We start from the raw sequence: 17970 nt of genomic DNA, 5'->3' as shown, positions 1-17970 counted from the left end.
GTACTCAGTGAACATCGACGGGAGCAGGATGAGCCAGCTCGACCGGGCAGAACTCGCACAGCAGGGCGCGCTCCGGGCCGACGGCCTGCGTGCGGCCGGTGTCGAGCTCGTCGCTCTGACCTTCGTGGACAACAGCGGTATCGCGCGGGTCAAGGCCGTCCCGGTGGACCGGCTGTGGTCGGCGGCGGCCTGGGGTGTGGGCGCGTCGAACTCGTTCGACTTCTTCCTGGCGACCGACGAGATCGTCGACGGTGCCTATTCGCGTGGCCCGGTCGGCGACCTGCGGCTGCACCCGGACCTCGACGCGCTCGTGCCGCTGGCCGCGCAGCCCGGCTGGGCGTGGGCGCCGGTCCGGCGGTACGACCAGGAGGGCGAGCCGCACCCGCAGGACGCGCGGGCGCTGGCCGCGACCGCGACGGCCCGGCTCACGTCGCTGGGCTACACCGTGCGGACCGCCTTCGAGATCGAGTGGGTGCTCACGGCGGCGGACGCGCCGGACGACCCGCGCTCGGCCACGGCGGGCCCGGCCTACGGCTTCGCGCGGCTTTCCGCCCAGGCGGACTACCTGCGCGCGCTGGTGTCCACTTTGTCCGCCCAGGGCGTGGCGGTGGAACAGATCCACCCCGAATACGCGGCCGGGCAGTTCGAGCTGTCGGTCGCCCCGGACGACCCGGTGCGCGCGGCCGACGTCGCGGTGCTGACGCGCGAGACGATCCGGATGGTGAGCGAGCGGCACGGACTGCGGGCGTCGTTCACCCCGAAGTTCTCGCCGGCCGGCGTGGGCAACGGCGGCCACGTCCACCTGAGCCTCTGGGACGGCGACCGGAACCTCTGCGCCGGCGGTGACGGCCGGTTCGGCCTGACGCCGACGGCGGAGGCGTTCGGCGCCGGGATCTTCTCGCGGCTGCCGGCGCTGCTGGCGATCGGCGCGCCGTCGGTGGTCAGCTACCTGCGACTGGAGCCGCACCACTGGGCCGGCGTGTTTTCGGTGTGGGGCCTGGAGAACCGCGAGGCGCCGCTGCGGCTGGTGCGGGGCCCGGCCGGGCAGCGCGACCGGGCGGCGAACTTCGAGGTCAAGTGCTTCGACCTGACCGCGAACCCGTACCTGGTGGTGGCGGCGCTGCTGTTCGCGGGCCTCGCCGGCCTGGACGTGAAGGAGTCGCTGCCGGAGCCGGTCGACGTCGACCCGGGGACGCTGCCTTCCGCGACGCGGCTGCCGACTTCCCTGGCGGACGCGGTGACGGCGTTCGAAGCGGACGACGCGTTGACGTCGGCGTTCGGCGCGGAGCTCGCGACGACGGTGATGGACGTGCGCCGCGGCGAGATCGCTCGGCTCGGTTTGCTGCCACCGGACGAGCTGTGCGCGCTCATGCGCTACCTACATTGACGCCGCCACTTCGTCGCGCAGCTGCGGAAGCTTGGCGTAGAGGCGGTCGCCGGGGCATTCGGTGTTGTAGTAGTCGTGGTGGCCCTTGATCTCCTCGACGGGGATGCCGTACTGGCGGCAGACGTAAGCGCAGAACACGACCAGCGCGGCCCACTGCGCCTCGGGCGGCTCGACGCTCGTGTAGGTGCCTTCGTTCTCGATGCCGATGGCGTTGGTGTTCTGACCCGGGCAGTGCGCGCCCTGGATCATGGTCGTGCCGCCGCGCAACGCGTCGAGGCTGCCGTGGCGGCCTTCGAGCCGGTACCCGCCGCGGCTGACGGTGAAGTGCTGGCCGGTGTCGGACCAGCCGTTGTCGTCCATGTGGTCGTGCTGGTCGTCGCGGGCGACCTGGAAGGCGTGCGCGAGGGAGTAGTCGGTGCTGTTGGCGCTGGCGATGTGGTGGATGAGGACGCGGTTCGCCGGGTGGTCGAGGGTGGTGAGCGCGTCGGACGGCGGCCGGGCTCCCCACTCGGCACAGCTGTAGATCCGGGGTTCGGTGGCGGCTTGGGCCGCGCGGGGCAGCAGGAAGCCCGCCGCACCCGCGACGGCGAGCCCGGTGGCGCCGCGGAGGAAGGTGCGCCGCGGGAGGTGTCCGAAGTCCATGCGGGGTGACCTTGCCGGAGCGGCGTACAGCTTTCGTACAACCGGCGTCAGCTCCGCTGGTGGAGCCGGACGAGCTCCGCGCGAGCGTGCGCGACCCGGTCCGTCTCGCGGCCGCCGGCGCGGGCGATCTCCCGGGCGAGGTCGCTCGCGGCCGCCGTCCGGTGCCGGGCGGCGCGGCGGCCGCGGACGTGCTTGCGGTAGGCCTTGCGCTCCTTGCGGAGGCCGCTGACCGCGTCGAGCAGGGCCGGGTCGAGGACCCCGGCTTCGGCTTCCGGGCCGAGCAGCTCGCGCGTCCAGGTCCGCTCCCGCCGGGCGGCGTGGCGCAGGACGTAGAACAGGAACGTCAGCTCCACGACCGCGATCACGAACGGCAGCACCACGGACAGGGCACTGTTGCCGCTGAGGCCGTTCATGTCGTCCCAGGCGAAGTGGAACACCATCGCCACCAGCATGGTCAGGACGCCGCGCACGACGTTGCGGTCGGCGCGGTCGCGGCCCAGCACCCACATCAGCCCGGCGCAGAAGACGGCGCTGAACAGCGCGTGCGACACGATCCCCGTCGCACCCCGGATGACGAAGATCTGCAGCGACGAGCCGATCTGGTCGGCGCCGAAGCTCTGGGTCGCGCCGTTGTAGACGTAGAGCACGTCCTCGAAGACCTGGAAGCCCAGGCCGAGGAACGCGCCGATGATGAACCCGTCGTAGACGCTGCGGACCAGCCGGGGCGCGAGGCCGATCAGGAGCACCAGCCCGAGCGCCTTCGCGAACTCCTCGTCGATCGGGGCGGTGAGGCCCGCGGCCCAGTTCGAGGCGAAGGCGGTGCCGCCGAGCTTCGTCCAGATCTCCAGCAGGGCGGTGTTGGCCGGGAGCGCGATGCCGAACGCCGCGGCGAGCCCGCCCCAGGCGAACGCCGCCGTCAGCAGCCCGCCCGGCTGGGCCGTGAAGCGGTTCTGGTGGCGCAGCAGGACCAGCCAGGGCACCAGGTAGAGCCCGAACAGCAGCACCCCGCCGGTCAGCGCCGGGGTGTAGAAGGTGCCGCCGGCGCCGAAGTACCGCAGCAGCGCGAGCGCGCCGGAGCCGACCCCGGCGAGGTACACCCAGAACGCCAGGTTGTGCGGCTGGAAGAACCGGAACGGCAGGCCCCAGCCCGACTGCTCGATGGCGGTGAGCTGGGCCGCCTTGGTCCCGGACGGCGCGGTCATCGGCCCGCTCCCGGGGTGATGCTGAGCAGCACGCCGCCGATCTCGTCCCGGTACCGCTCGAACTGGCCCGGCGCGGTCCGCACCCGGAACAACAGGGCGGGCGCCGCCTCGGCCTGGGCGCCACCGGCCATCTTGAAGGCGACGTCGAGCCCGTCACCGCCCGGTCCCGTGGTGCTCTGCGCGACCCCGACGAGCCCGGCCGACGTCGTCACCGTGCCCCGCGCACCGTCGATCGCGGGGGCTTCGCGGCCTTCCGAACGCCGCACCTGGTCGAGAAAGGCGTCCGCGGAACCGCGGTAGGACGCGCCGCGCAGTTCGATCGTCGCGCCGCCCGTGGCCAGGACGGCGTCCAGGCTCGCCGGGCTGGTGGCGGCCCCCGAGCCGGCCAGCGTGCCGTTCTCCAGCTGCCAGCCCACCGGCGGGACGGCGGTGCCGCCGGCGCCGAGGTCGAGCAGGGAGCCGGCCCGGATCTCGTTGTGCCACGGGATCGCGGCGTTCACCGCCGGCAGCCCGTAGGCAAGCACCAGCGCGACGGCGAGCGCGATCAACGCGGGCGTGAAGGTCCTTCGGTCGAGTCCGAGGAAGCGGTGCTCGACCGGCACCCATCCCCGCGGCGGTTCGGTCACGGTCACCGGGATTCCCCTCTCTTCGGTGACCGTCATCAGAACACGAAGAGCGGGATCGGGCCTCCGGAGGAGCGGCGGGTCAGCCGGTCGAGGCCAGCTCCCCCGTGCCGCTGTAGAGCTGGATCTTGAACCGGATGTGGTCCTGGTGCTCGCGCAGACGCTCGATCTGGGCCTCGACGCGGGCCTCGTGCTCGCGCAGGACGTCGACACGCTCTTCGCGCGTCGCCTCACCGGAGCGCAGCAGCTCGACGAAGCGCAGCATCTCCGCCACCGGCATGCCCGTGTACCGGAGACAGCGCACCAGCTGCAGGAACTCGACGTCCTGCTCGGTGAACACCCGCCTCCCGCCGGCGGTGCGGCCGACGTGGTGGAGCAGTCCGATGCGCTCGTAGTACCGCAGGGTGTCGATCGTGAAACCGGTCTTTTCGGTCACCTGAGCCGGGGTGTAGGAGGTCACGGACCCAGCCTGACACCCGGAGTGCACTCCAGGTCAAGCGGTGGCGACCGCCCGGCGCACGCCGTCCGCCAGCTCCTCCGACAGGCGGCGAACTCCAGTGGGGCCTTCGGCCGCCGCCGTGACCAGCGCCGAGCCCACGATCACCGCGTCCGCGAACGAGGCCACCTGGGCCGCCTGGTCGCCCGAACGCACGCCCAGCCCCACGCCGATCGGCAGGGACGTGTGCGCCCGCGTGCGGCGGACCAGCGTCTCCGCTCCCGCGCCGACCTGGTCGCGTGCGCCCGTCACGCCCATCACCGCGGTCGCGTAGATGAAGCCCGAGGCCGCGGCGACCGTCTTCGCGAGCCGCTCCTCCGACGACGACGGCGCCACCAGGAACGTCCGGTCCAGCCCGTGGGCCTCCGACGCCGTCATCCACTCGCCGGCCTCGTCCGGGATCAGGTCCGGCGTGATCAGGCCGAGCCCGCCCGCCGCCGCGAGGTCCCGCGCGAAGCGGTCGACGCCGTAGCGGTGCACCGGGTTCCAGTACGTCATGACGACCGCGCGTCCGCCGCGCGCCGAGATCGACTCCACGACCTCGAACACGTGCTTGAGCCGGAAGCCGTTGTCCAGCGCGGTCACCGACGCGGCCTGGATGGTCGGGCCGTCCATCACCGGGTCCGAATAGGGGACGCCGACCTCGATGAGGTCCGCGCCGCCGTCGACGCACGCCGCGATCAGGTCCTTCGACGCGGAAACGGTCGGGAAGCCCGCCGGGAGGTACCCGATCAGGGCGCCGCGGCCTTCCGCGCGCGTCGTGGCGAAGAGGTCGTCGAGCCCGCTCACTTGTCCACCAGCCCGAACCACTTCGCCGCCGTGTCCATGTCCTTGTCGCCGCGGCCGGAGAGGTTGACGACGATCAGGCCCTCCGGTCCGAGCTCGCGGCCCAGCACCAGCGCGCCGGCCAGCGCGTGCGCCGACTCGATCGCCGGGATGATGCCTTCGGTGCGCGAGAGCAGCTTGAACGCGTCCATCGCCTCGGCGTCGGTGACCGGCCGGTACTCGGCGCGGCCGGTGTCCTTCAGCCACGCGTGCTCCGGGCCGACGCCCGGATAGTCCAGCCCGGCCGAGATCGAGTGCGACTCGACCGTCTGGCCGTCCTCGTCCTGCAGCAGGTACGTCATCGCGCCGTGCAGGTTGCCCGGGGTGCCCTTCGTGAGCGTCGCGCCGTGGCGGTTGCCCTCGATGCCCTCGCCGCCCGGCTCCAGGCCGACCAGCCGCACGGACGGGTCGTCGTAGAAGCCGGAGAAGATGCCGATCGCGTTCGACCCGCCGCCGACGCAGGCCGCGACGACGTCGGGCAGGCGGCCGGCCTGCTCGAGGATCTGCTCGCGGGCCTCCGTGCCGATGACGTGGTGGAAGTTGCGGACCATCGCCGGGAACGGGGCCGGGCCGGCCGCCGTGCCGAACAGGTAGTGCGTGGTGTCCGAGTTGGTCACCCAGTCGCGCAGGGCCTCGTTGATCGCGTCCTTCAGCGTCCTCGAACCGGTCTTGACCGGGATCACCTCGGCGCCGAGCAGCTTCATGCGGGCGACGTTCAGCGCCTGGCGCTCGGTGTCGACCTCGCCCATGTAGACGACGCAGTCGAGGTCGAGCAGCGCGCACGCGGTGGCCGTCGCGACGCCGTGCTGGCCCGCGCCGGTCTCGGCGATGACGCGCTTCTTGCCCATCCGCTGGGTGAGCAGCGCCTGGCCCAGCACGTTGTTGATCTTGTGAGAGCCGGTGTGGTTCAGGTCCTCGCGCTTGAGGAACACCCGGGCGCCGCCGGCGTGCTCGCCGAAGCGCTTGGCCTCGGTGAGCAGCGACGGCCGGCCCGCGTAGTCGCGAAGCAGGCGGTTGAACTCGTTCAGGAACTCCGGGTCGTGGCGGGCCTTCTCGTACTCGGTCGCCACCTCGTCGACGACGCCGATCAGCGCCTCCGGCATGAACCGGCCGCCGTACGGGCCGTAGTAGCCGCGCTCGTCCGGGTCGTGCGTGCCGCGCTCCTCCGTCACCGCGACGGCCTCGGGCAGGCAGGGTGGGAACCGGCGGTGACCAGCTTGATCAGGGAGCCCTTCGGGTCACCCGACGCGACGAGCCCCTCGCCGACCAGCACCGCGTCGGCGCCGTGACCGGCGTAGGACATCAGGTCGCCCGGCCCGCGGACACCCGACTCGGCGACCTTGTAGACGTCCATCGGCAGGCCGGGGGCCAGCCGCGAGAAGACGTCGCGGTCCACCTCGAGGGTGTGCAGGTTGCGCGCGTTGACGCCGATGACCTTGGCGCCCGCCTCGAGGGCCTTGTCGGCCTCCTCGGCGTTGTGGATCTCCACCAGCGCGGTCATCCCGAGCGACTCGACGCGGTCGAGCAGCGACACGAGCGCGTTCTGCTCCAGCGCGGCGACGATCAGCAGCACCATGTCGGCGCCGTGCAGGCGGGCCTCGTGCACCTGGTAGGGGCTGACGACGAAGTCCTTGCGCAGGATCGGGGTGTCGACCGCCGCGCGCACCGCGTCCAGGTCGGCCAGCGAGCCGCCGAAGCGGCGCTGCTCGGTGAGCACGCTGATCACGCGCGCGCCGCCGTCTTCGTAGTCCTTCGCCAGCGCGGCGGGGTCGGGGATGTCGGCCAGGTCGCCCTTGGACGGGCTGCGCCGCTTCACCTCGGCGATCACGCCGATACCGGACTCACGCAGCGCGGACATCACGTCGCGGGGCGCCGGAGCGGCCGCCGCGCGGATCTTCAGCTCGTCGAACGGCAGCACGGACTCGCGTGCCGCGAGGTCCTCGCGCACGCCGGCGACGATGTCTTCGAGCACGGTCACCGGGCGCCCCCGCCCGGGTACGCGCTCACGGATTCATTCGCAAGGTCGCTCACAAAAACCTTCCCCTTCCCGCCGAAACGATGCTAACCCCCGCATCTGGAGCGCCCGGTTCCGGGTGCGCGCGTTACTCCGAATGCCTCCCCCGGACCTCCGTCGGATCCTGGCCTTCCGACAGCGCTTCCCACAGCTCGGCGTCCGGGTCACGCGCCTTCTTGCGCGTGGCCGGAGCCGCGTACCTGGTCCCGAGCCGCGCGGCCGTCCCGGCACCCTTGACGGCTGCCAACCCGCCGGCGGCGACGAGAATTCCCCCCAGCACGGCCAGGCCGCGGCCCAGCAGCATCTCGGTGACGGGCAGCCCGTCCGCGTAGCCGGAGAACCGGACCCCGGCCACCCCGGCCCAGACCGCGGCGACGCCCGCCAGCGCGAGCACGACGCCCAGCACGCGCCGCGCCCAGCCACCGGTCGCGATGACCCCGGCCACGCCGGCCAGGGCGAGCAGGGCCAGCGGCACGAGCGCCGTCGCGCGCTGCTCGCCGTTCTCGCGGTAGAGCACCGTGCCGCGCACGCCGGCGTCGCGGAACTCGGCGAACCACGTCAGCCGTGACGCACCCCACAGCGCGAGGGCGCCGAGCAGGAGCGCGACCACGATCATCCACAGTGGACGGCGGGACGGCCGCTCCGGCTCAGACACGGGCGCTGTCCCCGGCCGGGTCGAGGGCGCCCGCCGCCACCATCGTCTGCGCGGCGGCCACGGCCGACAGCACGGTCCGGGCCTTGTTCAGCGACTCGGTGTCCTCGTAGTCCGGCACCGAGTCGGCGACGACGCCGCCGCCCGCCTGGACGTGCGCGATCCCGTCCTTGACCAGCGCCGTGCGGATCGCGATCGCCGTGTCCGCGTCGCCGGCGAAGTCGAGGTAGCCGACGACGCCGCCGTACAGCGCGCGGCGGACCGGCTCGAGCTCTTCGATCAGCTCCATCGCGCGGACCTTCGGCGCGCCGGACAGCGTCCCGGCCGGGAAGCACGCGGTGACCGCGTCGAAGGCCGTCTTGCCCTCGGCCAGCTCACCGGTGACGGTCGACACGATGTGCATGACGTGGCTGTAGCGCTCGATCTGGAAGAAGTCGACGACGCGCACGGTGCCCGGCTTGCAGACCTTGCCGAGGTCGTTGCGGCCGAGGTCGACGAGCATCAGGTGCTCGGCGCGCTCCTTCTCGTCGGCCAGGAGGTCCTTGGCCAGCTGCGCGTCCTCCTCCGGGTCGGCGCCGCGCCAGCGCGTGCCCGCGATCGGGTGCGTGGTCGCGCGGCCGTCCCGCACGGTGACGAGCGATTCGGGGCTGGAGCCGACGATGTCGAAGCCTTCGAGCCGCAGCAGGTACATGTACGGGCTCGGGTTGGACGTCCGCAGCACGCGGTAGATGTCGAGCGCGTCGGCGGCGGTGGGGATCTCGAACCGTTGCGACGGCACGACCTGGAACGCTTCACCGGCCTTGATCGCCTCGACGGCCTTCTCGACCGCCGCGTGGAAGTCCGCCTTGGACCGCTTGCGCGTGAACTCGGGCGCGGGCCGCTCGAACGCGGCGATCGTGGCCGGCGCGGGCACCTGCAGCTGCTCGGTCATCGCGCTCAGCCGGGCGACGGCGTCGTCGTAGGCCGCGTCCACGCGCTCGGGCGAGTCGTCCCAGTTGACGGCGTTCGCGATGAGCGTGACCGTGCCCTCGTGGTGGTCGAACGCCGCGAGGTCGGTGGCCAACAGCATCGTCAGCTCGGGGATGTCGAGGTCGCGTTCGGCCAGCTCCGGCAGCTTTTCGAGCCAGCGCACGGAGTCGTAGCCGATGTAGCCGACCATGCCGCCGGTCAGCGGCGGCAACCCGGGCAGCGGCTCGGTGTGCAACGCTTCGATCGTTTCGCGCAGCACGTTGAGCGGGTTGCCCTCGGACGGCAGGCCGACGGGCGGGGTGCCGGTCCAGACGGCCTTCCCGTCGCGGACGGTGAGCGCGGCCGGGCTGCGGACGCCGATGAACGACCAGCGCGTCCAGGAGGCGCCGTTCTCCGCGGACTCGAACAGGAACGTGCCCGGCCGGTCGGCGGCGAGCTTGCGGTACACCCCGATCGGCGTCTCGCCGTCGGCGAGGACCCGGCGCACGACCGGGATGACGCGACGGCTCTCGGCGAGGGCACGGAAGTCCTCACGGGACGGGCTGACCGAGCCGGGACCGGACCCGGCAGATGCGCTGACCATGACCCTCATTGTGCTGCACTCCCCAGGAGGGGTTTTCCCAGACCCTGAATTCAATGAGTGTTGAATTCAGGGGGCACGTGCGTCATGATGGAGGCGTGAGCACCACCGAGCCTACTTCGCGACGCCGCGGACGGCGCCCCGCCGGCCAGGACACCCGCACGGCGCTGATCGAAGCCGCGCGGGCCGTGTTCGCCGAGAACGGCTACGACGGGGCGACCGTGCGCGCGATCGCCACCCGCGCGGGCGTCGACGCGGCCATGGTCAACCACTGGTTCGGCGGCAAGGAGGGCCTCTTCGCCCAGGCGGTGCTCAAGCTGCCGTTCGACCCCCTGGAGCTGCTCGGGATCCTCCGCGACGGCCCGGACGACGAGCTCGGCGAACGGATCGTCCGCACCTTCATCACCCGCTGGGACGGCGCGGGCGGCGGGGTGTTCGTGGCGCTCATCCGCAGCATCACCGGCCACGAGCAGGCCGGGCAGGTGCTGCGCGACTTCTTCCAGAAGTTCTTCACCGCGCTGATCTCCTCGATCGGCTCGGGAGACGTCTCCCTGCGCATGACGCTGTGCGCGTCCCAGATGGTCGGCATGGGCATGATCCGGTACGTGGCGAAGTTCGAGCCGTTCGCCACCGAGGAGGTCGAGGTCCTGGTGCGGGCGGTGGCGCCGAACCTGCAGCGCTACCTCACCGGCGACATCAGCTGATCCGCTCCCGGGTCGCGCGGACCGCCACGGTGGGCGGGCCGTTCTCGAGCCCCACGACCATCGACCGGCCCCAGCCGCCGACCCAGCCCGGCCGGTTCTTCAAGCCGGCCGTCGGTGACAGGGCGAGGAACCCCGAGGTGCGGCTCAGCTCGATCGCCGTCCCGTCGCGGAATCTCGCGTGCAGCATCGCCCCTCCCGCGTCGGTCACGGCGGCTCGCCGCCACCCGGTGCGCTCGACGGCCCGGATCCGGCGCCGCCAGCTCGCCGCCGCCCCGATCGAGAACGGGAGGCCGAACACGGCGGCCAGGATCGGGACCACGCCGAAGCCGAGCAGGACCTGGTTTTCGTTCGGTTCGTCGTCGGTGCGCACGCGCGCCGGGTCGGCCGGGTCGTAGCTGACGATCACCCCCTCGCCGACGTGGTAGTCGCGGTCCGACTCCCAGATGATCGCGTCGGTCCGGTCACCGTGGCGCACCCAGATGTAGGAGGTGCCCTTGACGCGGTGGATCACGTTGACGACCACACCGGGCTCGTGGAAGCCGGTGTGGAGCAGGTCGTCGGCGGCCGCCCCCGCCAGGGCGACGCCGGTGAACCCGGCCACGAGCACCACCCCCCAGCCCACGACGAAGCCCGTCGCGCGGCGGGAAGCCCGGCGCAGGCGGGCGTTCGGTTCCGGGTGGTCACCGTCGGCGGGATCCGCCGCGGGCAGCCACCGGCCGAAGTCCACGACGGCGGCCAGCGCGCTGCGGTCCAAAAGCCGCAGCGCGTACCAGCCGAGGGCGGCGAACGCGAGGGAACCGGCCAGGAGGATCGCGTTGCCCGGCAGATCGTCGTCGCCGGAGAAGAGCGAGTACACCGTGGCCCCGGCGAAGAGCGTGGAGAGGAGCGAAAAGACGACGAAGACGACCACCCAGAATGCCCGCATGGAGTGATGGTAGGGCCGTTGACCTGCGTGGAAGCTGCGAGAAACGGCATACGACGACGAGGCAACCCGGCGGCTTTCCCGTGCGTGCAAGTGAGCAGGCGTCACATTTCGCTGACACCGTTCGCGCATTCGGGGAATCGACGGAATTCGTATGCTTCGCCGACCGGGCGGCGCGGGGTCAGCGGGCGAGCAGGAGCGCGATGAGCGCCAAAACTCCCGGCAGCACCTGGACGAACAGGATCCGCTTGCTGGCCGTCGCCGCGCCGTAGAGGCCCGCGATGATCACGCACACGATCCCGTACAGCTTGAGCTGGAAGCCCGTCGGATCGCTCGCGATCAAGCCCCACACGAGCGCGAGCGCCAGGAAGCCGTTGTACAGCCCCTGGTTCGCGGCCAGCGTCTTGGACTCCTCGGCGAACTCCGGCGTCGTGCCGAAGGCCGCGCGGGCGCGGGGCGTCGTCCAGAGGAACATCTCCAGGACGACGATGTAGACGTGGATCAGGGCGACCAGCCCGACCAGGACGTCGGCGACGATTGTCACGCGTGCTCTTTCTCGTCGGCCAGGAGCAGGCGCTCCTCGGTGTCGAAACAGGTGTGCGTGCCGGTGTGACAGGCCGGGCCGGTCTGGTCGACGCGCAGCAGGACCGTATCGCCGTCGCAGTCGATCCGCACCTCGCGGACGTGCTGGTAGTGCCCGGACGTCTCGCCCTTGACCCACAGCTTCTCCCGGCTGCGCGACCAGTACGTGCCGCGGCGGGTGGCGAGGGTGGCGGCGAGCGCGTCGTCGTTCATCCAGGCCATCATCAGCACGTCCGAGGTGGCGTGCTCGACGACGACGGCGGCGATCAGGCCGTCGGCGTTGCGCTTGAGGCGCGCCGAGACGGCCGCGTCCAGGGTCATGCCCGTACCCCCAGGATGTGCCGCTTCAGCGGCATCGAGTTGAACAGGACGAACGCGTAGCCGTAGCCGGCGAAGGACAGGCCGGAGAACAGCTTGTTCCACCACAGGGCGGCGCCGAGCAGCAGGAACGCGTGCAGCAGCGCGAACACCACGGAGATGATCAGCCCGCCGATCCGGGCGCTGCCCAGCTTGAGCACGAGCCCGGTCGTCACGACCCCGCCGAGGATGAGCGCGAGCGCGGGGATCCGGAAGATCTCCAGGCCCGAGCCGGCGCCGATGACCGGGATGAGGTCGAGCAGCGCCCACGCGACCGGCAGCCCGACCATCAGGGCGGCGACGACCTTGACCTCGACGGGTGCCTGCCAGGACTTCATCGGACCTCGACCCCACCTTCGCGCAGCGCGTCCTTGACGTCGCCGATCTTCAGCTGTCCGAAGTGGAACACGCTGGCCGCGAGCACGGCGTCGGCGCCGGTGCGGACCGCGGGCAGGAAGTGCCCGAGCGCGCCCGCTCCCCCGCTGGCGATCACCGGGACCCGCACGGCCTTGCGGACCAGCCCGATCAGCTCGAGGTCGAAGCCGTTCTTGGTGCCGTCGGCGTCCATGGAGTTCAGCAGGATCTCGCCGACGCCCAGCTCCTCGCCGCGCGCGGCCCACTCGACGGCGTCGATGCCGGTGCCGCGGCGGCCGCCGTGGGTGGTGACCTCGAAGCCGGACGCGGTGGGCTCGCCGCCCTCGGGCACGCGGCGCGCGTCGACCGACAGGACGATGCACTGGGAGCCGAAGCGGCGGGAGGCCTCGTGGAGGAACTCCGGGCGGGCGATCGCGGCGGTGTTGATGCTCACCTTGTCCGCGCCGGTGCGCAGCAGCCGGTTGACGTCGTCGTTGCTGCGGACGCCGCCCCCGACGGTGAGCGGGATGAAGACCTGCTCGGCGGTGCGGCGGACCACGTCGTAGGTGGTCTCGCGGTCGCCGGAGGACGCCGTGACGTCGAGGAACGTGAGTTCGTCGGCCCCCTCGGCGTCGTAGCGCCGGGCCAGCTCGACGGGGTCGCCGGCGTCGCGGAGGCCGGCGAAGTTGACGCCCTTGACGACCCGGCCCGCGTCGACGTCGAGACAGGGGATCACCCGCACCGCGACAGACATGCCCACCAGCGTAGTCAGGGGCGTTCTAAGCTCGGCCAATGGCACAGGCGGGGCGGCGGCCGGGGCAGACGGAGACGCGGGAGAAGATCCTCGACGCGGCCCGGCACCGGTTCGCCGAGCTGGGGTACGACGGCGCGACGGTCCGCGGGATCGCCGCCGACGCGGGGGTGAACGCCGCCCTGCTGCACCACTTCTTCGGCAGCAAGCAGCAGCTGTTCGCGGCCTCGATGAACCTGCCGGTGAACCCGGCCGAGCTGGTCCCGGCGATCCTCGCGGGCCCGCGGCCGGGCCTGGGGGAACGCCTGGTGCGCGCGTTCCTGGCGGTCTGGGCCACGCCCGAGGGGCGGACGCCGTTCATCGCGATGCTGCGCGCCGCGGCGACGAACGAGCAGGTCGCGCTGATGATGCGCCAGTTCATCGAGCGCACGGTGCTGGCCGAGGTGGCCCGCGCGCTGGACGTCCCGCGGATCCGCGTCGCCGGGATCGCCGCGCAGATGATGGGGGTCGCGCTGCTGCGGTACGTGATCAAGCTGCCCCCGCTGGCGGACGCGGACGACGAGGAGATCGTCGCGCTGCTCGCGCCGGTGGCGCAGTACTACCTGGAAGGCCGCGAAACCGTCGGTGGCCCGCCGTGAGGGCGGCGGCAAAAATCGCGTTCTTCGTGGGGATTCCCATTGTCCCGCATTTGTCATGCGGCCGGAACCGGTGATTATCTACCCATGACCAGCACCCGAATTCACCGCAGATAAAATCACCCACAAGGGGAGAAGCCGTGCCCTTATGGCGGTGTCCCCACGATCGACGCCGCGTACGTTTACCGCATGCCGCGCCCCCATTCCGCGCTTGTCGTCCTGCTCGTCGCCGCCCTGGTCACTCCCGTTTTCCCGGCCGCCGCGGGTGCCACCGACATCGGCGGGACGGGGGCCGTGTGCGACCGCCAACCCGCTTTGAACCCCGAAGCTCCACCCGGTGCCGTGGTCGTCGATCCGGCGGTCGACGGCGACCTCAGCGTCAAGACGCAGTCCTCGCCGCCCGGGACCACCTTCTGGCTGCCGCCCGGCACGCACCGGCTGGCCGAGGACGGGTTCGGGCAGGTCATCCCGAAGGACGGCGACACCTACCTCGGCGCCCCCGGCGCGGTGCTCGACGGCCGCGGCCTCAACCGGGCCGCCTTCACGCAGCAGGCCCAGGACGTCGTCATCCGCGGCCTCACCATCGAAAACTTCGTCGCTCCCCAGGACCAGGGCGTGGTCAACCACGACTCCGGCGCGCACTGGGTGATCGAGCACAACACCATCCAGAACAACGGCGGCGCCGCGCTGATGGCCGGCGACCGGCAGGAAGTGCGGGCGAACTGCCTGCGCGACAACGGGCAGTACGGGATGAACGCCTACCGTCCCGACAACGCCATCACGGGGCTGCTCGTCGAGGGCAACGAAATCTCGGGCAACAACGTCGACGACTGGGAAACGCGCAATCCCGGCTGCGGCTGCAGCGGCGGAATCAAGTTCTGGGCCGTGAACGGCGCGGACATCCGGGGAAACTGGGTCCACCACAACCGCGGCGCCGGCCTGTGGGCCGACACCAACGACAACGATTTCCTGATCGAAGACAACGTCATCGAGGACAACGACGCCGAGGCGATCTTCTACGAAATCAGCTACAACCTCGTCATCCGCCACAACGCCATCCGGCGCAACAACGTGGTGGCCGGCAGCAGGCGCGCGGCCCGCGGCGACAACTTCCCCACCGCGGCGATCTACCTGTCCGAGTCCGGCGGCGACCCCCGGGTGCCGGCCCGCACCGACGTCATCGACATCTACGGAAACGACTTCGCCGACAACTGGTCCGCCATCACGCTGTGGGAGAACGCCGACCGCTTCTGCAACAGCCCGGCGAACACGTCCACCGCGACCTGCACCAAGTTGGTCACCGACCGCAACCAGTGCGCGGCGCCGGGCATCGCGACCCGGCCGCTCTACGACGACTGCCGCTGGAAGACCCAGCGGGTCGAGATCCACTCGAACACCTTCCGCTTCGACCCCGACCGGCCCGGCTGCGCCGGCATGTGCGGCCGGATGGCGGTGCTGTCGAACTACGGCACGTACCCGGCCTGGTCCCCCTACCGGGGCACCCTCGTGCAGGAGGCGATCGCCCACGACCAGGACAACTACTGGTACAGCAACCACTACGTCGGCCCGTGGACGTTCGTGGCCGGCGACAGCTCCCGCACCGTCACCCCGGTCCAATGGCAGAACGAGCCGTGGAACCAGGACGACTGCGCGTCCTTCGACGGCGTGACCCCGCAGTGCTGAACTCGCCCGAAGCCGATCTCTTCCGAAAAAGTTTCCACCCCCATGCATCACCCCGCCCCGCTCACGCGTCCAAAGGAGGACGGAAGGGGCGCGCGTGCGCTTTGAAGAGTTCGTGGCGGAGCGGCTGGACGGCCTCCTGCGCTACGCCACCGTCCTGACGAACGACCCGCACCTGGCGCAGGACGTCGTCCAGGACGTGCTGCTGCGCGCCCAGCAGCGCTGGGACGGCATCGAGGCCCCGCCCACCTACGTCCGGCGGATGATCACCAACGAGTACCTGTCGTGGCGCCGCCGTGCGGTGCGGCGGATGGTGCCGAGCAGCCACGACGTCCTCGACGCGCTCGGCCCGCCGGAGGCCGACCCGTCGGCCGCCTACGACGAGCGGGACGCCATGCTCGGCCTCCTGGAGACGCTGCCCCGCAAGCAGCGCGCGGCGATCGTCCTGCGCTACTACGAGAACTACTCCGACGCCGAGATCGCCGCCGTCCTGCGCTGCGGCACCTCCACCGTGCGCAGCCAGATCTCCCGCGCCCTCGCCACCCTGCGGACCGCCCCGCACCCCGCCGTCCTCACCACCGGAGCCCCCGAATGACCCGCAGCGACCACGAGACCGAGACGCTGATCCGGGAAAGCCTCGACCGCGTCGCCGCCCGCGCCCCGGACGGCGACGCGGTCCGGGACGCCCTCGCCCGCGCCGGTCGCAAGCAGCGGCCCGGGGCGCGGCTCGCGCTGGTGGCCGCCGCCGTGGTCGTGGTGGTGGCGGGGGTCATCACCGGCACGCAGGCGTTCACGACGTCCCACCTGGACCCGGCGGCGAGCCGGCCGGTGCTCGGCTACAGCCCCGGCCGGCTGCCCGACGGCTTCACCGAGCAGTACCGCGAGGGCGGCCCCGGCATCACGCCGCAGGTCCGGCGGTGGTTCGCGGGCCCGGCCGAGATCACGCTCTCGGCGTACTCGACCGCCGATCCCGAGTGGTCGCGGACCGCGCTGCGGATCGCGTCGATCCGCGACCAGATCCTGGTGCACGGCCGGGTCGCCATGGTCACCGGCGACACCGGCGGCGCCGCCCTGCTCACCTGGCTGGCCGACGACGACCACGTGCTCACCGTGCGGGTCGGCGGGGTGCCGGACGCCCGCGCGGTCGCCCAGCGGATCGCCGAGGCCGTCACCCCCGAGCCGGTCGGCGTCCGCGGCGAACTGCGCTTCGGTGCGCTCCCCGAGGGCCTGGCGGAACGGTCGGCGGCGGTGAAGGGCACCGGCCCGGCCGACGCGAGCACCGAGCTGACCGCCGCCGATCCCGCGCGGCCGTCGGTGCCCGCGGTCCGCGTCACGGCGAGCGCCGGCTCCCCCGGCGTGAACGGCGCCGCCCCGGTCACCGTGCGCGGCGGCCAGGGGTTCTTCGTGGCGCCGAAGCCCGGCGAGACGGCGATGGTCGCGGTCCGGCTGCCGTCGGGGCGCTGGCTGACGGTCGCGGGCCCGCGGCCGGAGGCCGAACTGGTCGCCATCGCCGACGACGTCCAGCTCGACCCCGCGCCCGACTACCGGTGGCTCGGGCGGGCTACCAGCTGACCATCGGGAACCAGATGATCCCGAGCCGGCCCAGCACGCGGACGTCCCAGTAGAGCAGCGTGAACGTGCCGCCGACGAGCAGCGCCGCACCGGTCACCGTCGCGATCCGGGCGGGTTTCGCGGCGAGCCAGCGCTGCACGCGACCGCCCGTGGCGTGCGTCAGGATGAGGAACAGCACCGCCATGACGACGATGTTGCCGACCGACTGCAGGGCGAACGCGGCCGCGCCGTAGAGGACGTTGTGCTGCTCGGCGGCGCTGCGGAACATGATCCGGAACAGCGGGTAGGGCCGGCCGATCAGGAACCCGCCGATCAGCGCGCCCATCAGGACGAGCGGTGCCGCCGGGTGCCGGGCGACGAACCCGGCGAACGGGTTCCGCAGGATGCCGAGCGCGATCAGGCCCAGCACCAGGAAGACCAGCCCGACGACGCCGAAGGCGACCATGGACTGGATGCTGCGCGCGCTCAGCCCGGACGTCGGCGCGGTGGAGAACTGCGGCATCCGCGTGCCGACCAGGGCGACGACGACACCGTAGACGATCGACACGGCCAGCAGGCCGGCCGCGATCCAGCCCAGCGGCTTGAGCGTCGTGGCGAAGCGCTGTTTCTCCCCGGCCTGGCCGCCGACCAGCGGGGCGACCGCGCCGAACGCGGCGATGTTGCAGGCGGTGAACGAGCCCGCGAGGCCGGAGACGAACGCGAACAGCGTCCCGGCGAGGACCCCGCTGATCGGCGTGGCTTTCGCGTCGTAGCCGAGGAGTCCGTTCGCGACGCTGTCGCCGATGACGGAGTCGACGAACGGCGCGGACCACAGCGCGGTCAGCGCGAAGCCGGCGAGCACCGCGACGACGGCGATCGCGACGCGGCGCGTGGGGTAGGGCCCCGCGCCGAAGAACTGTGCTTGCGGATGAACCGGTACCTGCTGCGTGACGGCCATCGACGTCCCTCCAGGTCAGCGAGAATCCCAAGACTTCAAAGCGTTTCAGACACGGGTGTCGAAACGCTTCCGCCGGTCGTGTGGGT

21 protein-coding genes are annotated in these 17970 nt (G+C 72.0%); 6 read left to right on the top strand and 15 right to left on the bottom strand.

Annotated elements, in window-relative coordinates:
- Positions 1-28 precede the first annotated feature (28 nt).
- A complete protein-coding gene (locus tag AB0C38_RS43200; protein ID WP_360685144.1) occupies positions 29-1387 on the top strand; it encodes a glutamine synthetase family protein in 1359 nt (452 codons plus the stop codon).
- Here AB0C38_RS43200 and AB0C38_RS43195 read toward each other — a convergent pair.
- From AB0C38_RS43195 to AB0C38_RS43155, 9 genes are all read right to left on the bottom strand, one after another.
- Positions 1379-2029 carry a peptidoglycan recognition family protein gene (locus AB0C38_RS43195; protein WP_360685141.1) on the bottom strand — a complete coding sequence of 217 codons (651 nt, stop codon included), beginning with the start codon at positions 2027-2029 and terminating at the stop codon, positions 1379-1381. The genes AB0C38_RS43200 and AB0C38_RS43195 overlap by 9 nt on opposite strands.
- A 47-nt stretch (positions 2030-2076) precedes the next feature.
- Positions 2077-3231 (bottom strand): PrsW family intramembrane metalloprotease, encoded by a 1155-nt coding sequence (locus AB0C38_RS43190; protein ID WP_360685139.1) that lies wholly within the window; start codon positions 3229-3231, stop codon positions 2077-2079.
- Positions 3228-3863 (bottom strand): hypothetical protein, encoded by a 636-nt coding sequence (locus AB0C38_RS43185; RefSeq protein WP_360685137.1) that lies wholly within the window; start codon positions 3861-3863, stop codon positions 3228-3230. The genes AB0C38_RS43190 and AB0C38_RS43185 overlap by 4 nt, the downstream gene beginning before the upstream one ends.
- 73 nt (positions 3864-3936) lie before the next feature.
- A complete protein-coding gene (locus AB0C38_RS43180; protein ID WP_360685134.1) occupies positions 3937-4314 on the bottom strand; it encodes a MerR family transcriptional regulator in 378 nt (125 codons plus the stop codon).
- 33 nt (positions 4315-4347) lie between these two features.
- Entirely contained in the window at positions 4348-5139 is a 792-nt protein-coding gene (gene trpA, locus AB0C38_RS43175) for a tryptophan synthase subunit alpha (RefSeq protein ID WP_360685131.1), read from the bottom strand.
- Complete coding sequence (trpB, locus tag AB0C38_RS43170) at positions 5136-6347, bottom strand: tryptophan synthase subunit beta (protein WP_360685128.1); 1212 nt, start codon at positions 6345-6347, stop codon at positions 5136-5138. The genes trpA and trpB overlap by 4 nt, the downstream gene beginning before the upstream one ends.
- On the bottom strand, positions 6344-7153 hold the full coding sequence (gene trpC / locus AB0C38_RS43165; protein ID WP_360685125.1) for an indole-3-glycerol phosphate synthase TrpC: 810 nt from the start codon (positions 7151-7153) through the stop codon (positions 6344-6346). The genes trpB and trpC overlap by 4 nt, the downstream gene beginning before the upstream one ends.
- A 124-nt stretch (positions 7154-7277) precedes the next feature.
- Positions 7278-7805: a Trp biosynthesis-associated membrane protein gene (locus AB0C38_RS43160; RefSeq protein WP_360685212.1), complete on the bottom strand. Its 528-nt coding sequence runs from the start codon at positions 7803-7805 to the stop codon at positions 7278-7280.
- A gap of 31 nt (positions 7806-7836) precedes the next feature.
- Entirely contained in the window at positions 7837-9393 is a 1557-nt protein-coding gene (locus tag AB0C38_RS43155) for an anthranilate synthase component I (RefSeq protein ID WP_360685122.1), read from the bottom strand.
- A 95-nt stretch (positions 9394-9488) separates the two neighbouring features.
- Here AB0C38_RS43155 and AB0C38_RS43150 point away from each other — a divergent pair, with 95 nt between their 5' ends.
- Positions 9489-10094 (top strand): TetR family transcriptional regulator, encoded by a 606-nt coding sequence (locus AB0C38_RS43150; RefSeq protein ID WP_360685119.1) that lies wholly within the window; start codon positions 9489-9491, stop codon positions 10092-10094.
- Here AB0C38_RS43150 and AB0C38_RS43145 read toward each other — a convergent pair.
- The 5 genes from AB0C38_RS43145 to hisF form a co-directional block, all read right to left on the bottom strand.
- Entirely contained in the window at positions 10087-11019 is a 933-nt protein-coding gene (locus AB0C38_RS43145; protein ID WP_360685116.1) for a hypothetical protein, read from the bottom strand. The genes AB0C38_RS43150 and AB0C38_RS43145 overlap by 8 nt on opposite strands.
- Before the next feature lie 178 nt (positions 11020-11197).
- A complete protein-coding gene (locus AB0C38_RS43140; protein WP_360685113.1) occupies positions 11198-11560 on the bottom strand; it encodes a DUF1304 domain-containing protein in 363 nt (120 codons plus the stop codon).
- Positions 11557-11919 (bottom strand): phosphoribosyl-AMP cyclohydrolase, encoded by a 363-nt coding sequence (hisI, locus tag AB0C38_RS43135; RefSeq protein WP_285483495.1) that lies wholly within the window; start codon positions 11917-11919, stop codon positions 11557-11559. The genes AB0C38_RS43140 and hisI overlap by 4 nt, the downstream gene beginning before the upstream one ends.
- Positions 11916-12293, bottom strand: a complete 378-nt coding sequence (locus tag AB0C38_RS43130; RefSeq protein ID WP_360685109.1) for a hypothetical protein — start codon at positions 12291-12293, stop codon at positions 11916-11918. The genes hisI and AB0C38_RS43130 overlap by 4 nt, the downstream gene beginning before the upstream one ends.
- On the bottom strand, positions 12290-13063 hold the full coding sequence (hisF, locus tag AB0C38_RS43125; RefSeq protein WP_360685106.1) for an imidazole glycerol phosphate synthase subunit HisF: 774 nt from the start codon (positions 13061-13063) through the stop codon (positions 12290-12292). The genes AB0C38_RS43130 and hisF overlap by 4 nt, the downstream gene beginning before the upstream one ends.
- Positions 13064-13101: 38 nt before the next feature.
- Here hisF and AB0C38_RS43120 point away from each other — a divergent pair, with 38 nt between their 5' ends.
- The 4 genes from AB0C38_RS43120 to AB0C38_RS43105 all read left to right on the top strand — a co-directional run bounded on the left by AB0C38_RS43120 (position 13102) and on the right by AB0C38_RS43105 (position 16947).
- Positions 13102-13698 (top strand): TetR family transcriptional regulator, encoded by a 597-nt coding sequence (locus AB0C38_RS43120; RefSeq protein WP_360685103.1) that lies wholly within the window; start codon positions 13102-13104, stop codon positions 13696-13698.
- A gap of 186 nt (positions 13699-13884) precedes the next feature.
- On the top strand, positions 13885-15378 hold the full coding sequence (locus AB0C38_RS43115) for a right-handed parallel beta-helix repeat-containing protein (protein ID WP_360685100.1): 1494 nt from the start codon (positions 13885-13887) through the stop codon (positions 15376-15378).
- A gap of 94 nt (positions 15379-15472) precedes the next feature.
- On the top strand, positions 15473-15970 hold the full coding sequence (locus AB0C38_RS43110) for a SigE family RNA polymerase sigma factor (RefSeq protein ID WP_360685097.1): 498 nt from the start codon (positions 15473-15475) through the stop codon (positions 15968-15970).
- Entirely contained in the window at positions 15967-16947 is a 981-nt protein-coding gene (locus AB0C38_RS43105; protein ID WP_360685094.1) for a hypothetical protein, read from the top strand. The genes AB0C38_RS43110 and AB0C38_RS43105 overlap by 4 nt, the downstream gene beginning before the upstream one ends.
- Here AB0C38_RS43105 and AB0C38_RS43100 read toward each other — a convergent pair.
- Positions 16937-17884 (bottom strand): hypothetical protein, encoded by a 948-nt coding sequence (locus AB0C38_RS43100; protein WP_360685091.1) that lies wholly within the window; start codon positions 17882-17884, stop codon positions 16937-16939. The genes AB0C38_RS43105 and AB0C38_RS43100 overlap by 11 nt on opposite strands.
- Between the last annotated feature and the right edge of the window lie 86 nt (positions 17885-17970).

Source organism: Amycolatopsis sp. NPDC048633 (genome assembly GCF_040650695.1).
Lineage (GTDB): Bacteria > Actinomycetota > Actinomycetes > Mycobacteriales > Pseudonocardiaceae > Amycolatopsis.
This window is presented reverse-complemented; position numbering and strand designations above follow the sequence as displayed.

Excerpts from the sequence above, each read along its gene's own strand:
- hisI (WP_285483495.1), bottom strand. The coding sequence starts at position 11,919 with ATGACCCTGGACGCGGCCGTCTCGGCGCGCCTCAAGCGCAACGCCGAC.
- AB0C38_RS43160 (WP_360685212.1), bottom strand. The coding sequence starts at position 7,805 with ATGATCGTGGTCGCGCTCCTGCTCGGCGCCCTCGCGCTGTGGGGTGCG.
- AB0C38_RS43145 (WP_360685116.1), bottom strand. The coding sequence starts at position 11,019 with ATGCGGGCATTCTGGGTGGTCGTCTTCGTCGTCTTTTCGCTCCTCTCC.
- AB0C38_RS43195 (WP_360685141.1), bottom strand. The coding sequence starts at position 2,029 with ATGGACTTCGGACACCTCCCGCGGCGCACCTTCCTCCGCGGCGCCACC.
- AB0C38_RS43100 (WP_360685091.1), bottom strand. The coding sequence starts at position 17,884 with ATGGCCGTCACGCAGCAGGTACCGGTTCATCCGCAAGCACAGTTCTTC.
- AB0C38_RS43130 (WP_360685109.1), bottom strand. The coding sequence starts at position 12,293 with ATGAAGTCCTGGCAGGCACCCGTCGAGGTCAAGGTCGTCGCCGCCCTG.
- AB0C38_RS43155 (WP_360685122.1), bottom strand. The coding sequence starts at position 9,393 with ATGGTCAGCGCATCTGCCGGGTCCGGTCCCGGCTCGGTCAGCCCGTCC.
- AB0C38_RS43200 (WP_360685144.1), top strand. The coding sequence starts at position 29 with ATGAGCCAGCTCGACCGGGCAGAACTCGCACAGCAGGGCGCGCTCCGG.
- hisF (WP_360685106.1), bottom strand. The coding sequence starts at position 13,063 with ATGTCTGTCGCGGTGCGGGTGATCCCCTGTCTCGACGTCGACGCGGGC.
- AB0C38_RS43120 (WP_360685103.1), top strand. The coding sequence starts at position 13,102 with ATGGCACAGGCGGGGCGGCGGCCGGGGCAGACGGAGACGCGGGAGAAG.
- AB0C38_RS43115 (WP_360685100.1), top strand. The coding sequence starts at position 13,885 with ATGCCGCGCCCCCATTCCGCGCTTGTCGTCCTGCTCGTCGCCGCCCTG.
- AB0C38_RS43105 (WP_360685094.1), top strand. The coding sequence starts at position 15,967 with ATGACCCGCAGCGACCACGAGACCGAGACGCTGATCCGGGAAAGCCTC.
- AB0C38_RS43190 (WP_360685139.1), bottom strand. The coding sequence starts at position 3,231 with ATGACCGCGCCGTCCGGGACCAAGGCGGCCCAGCTCACCGCCATCGAG.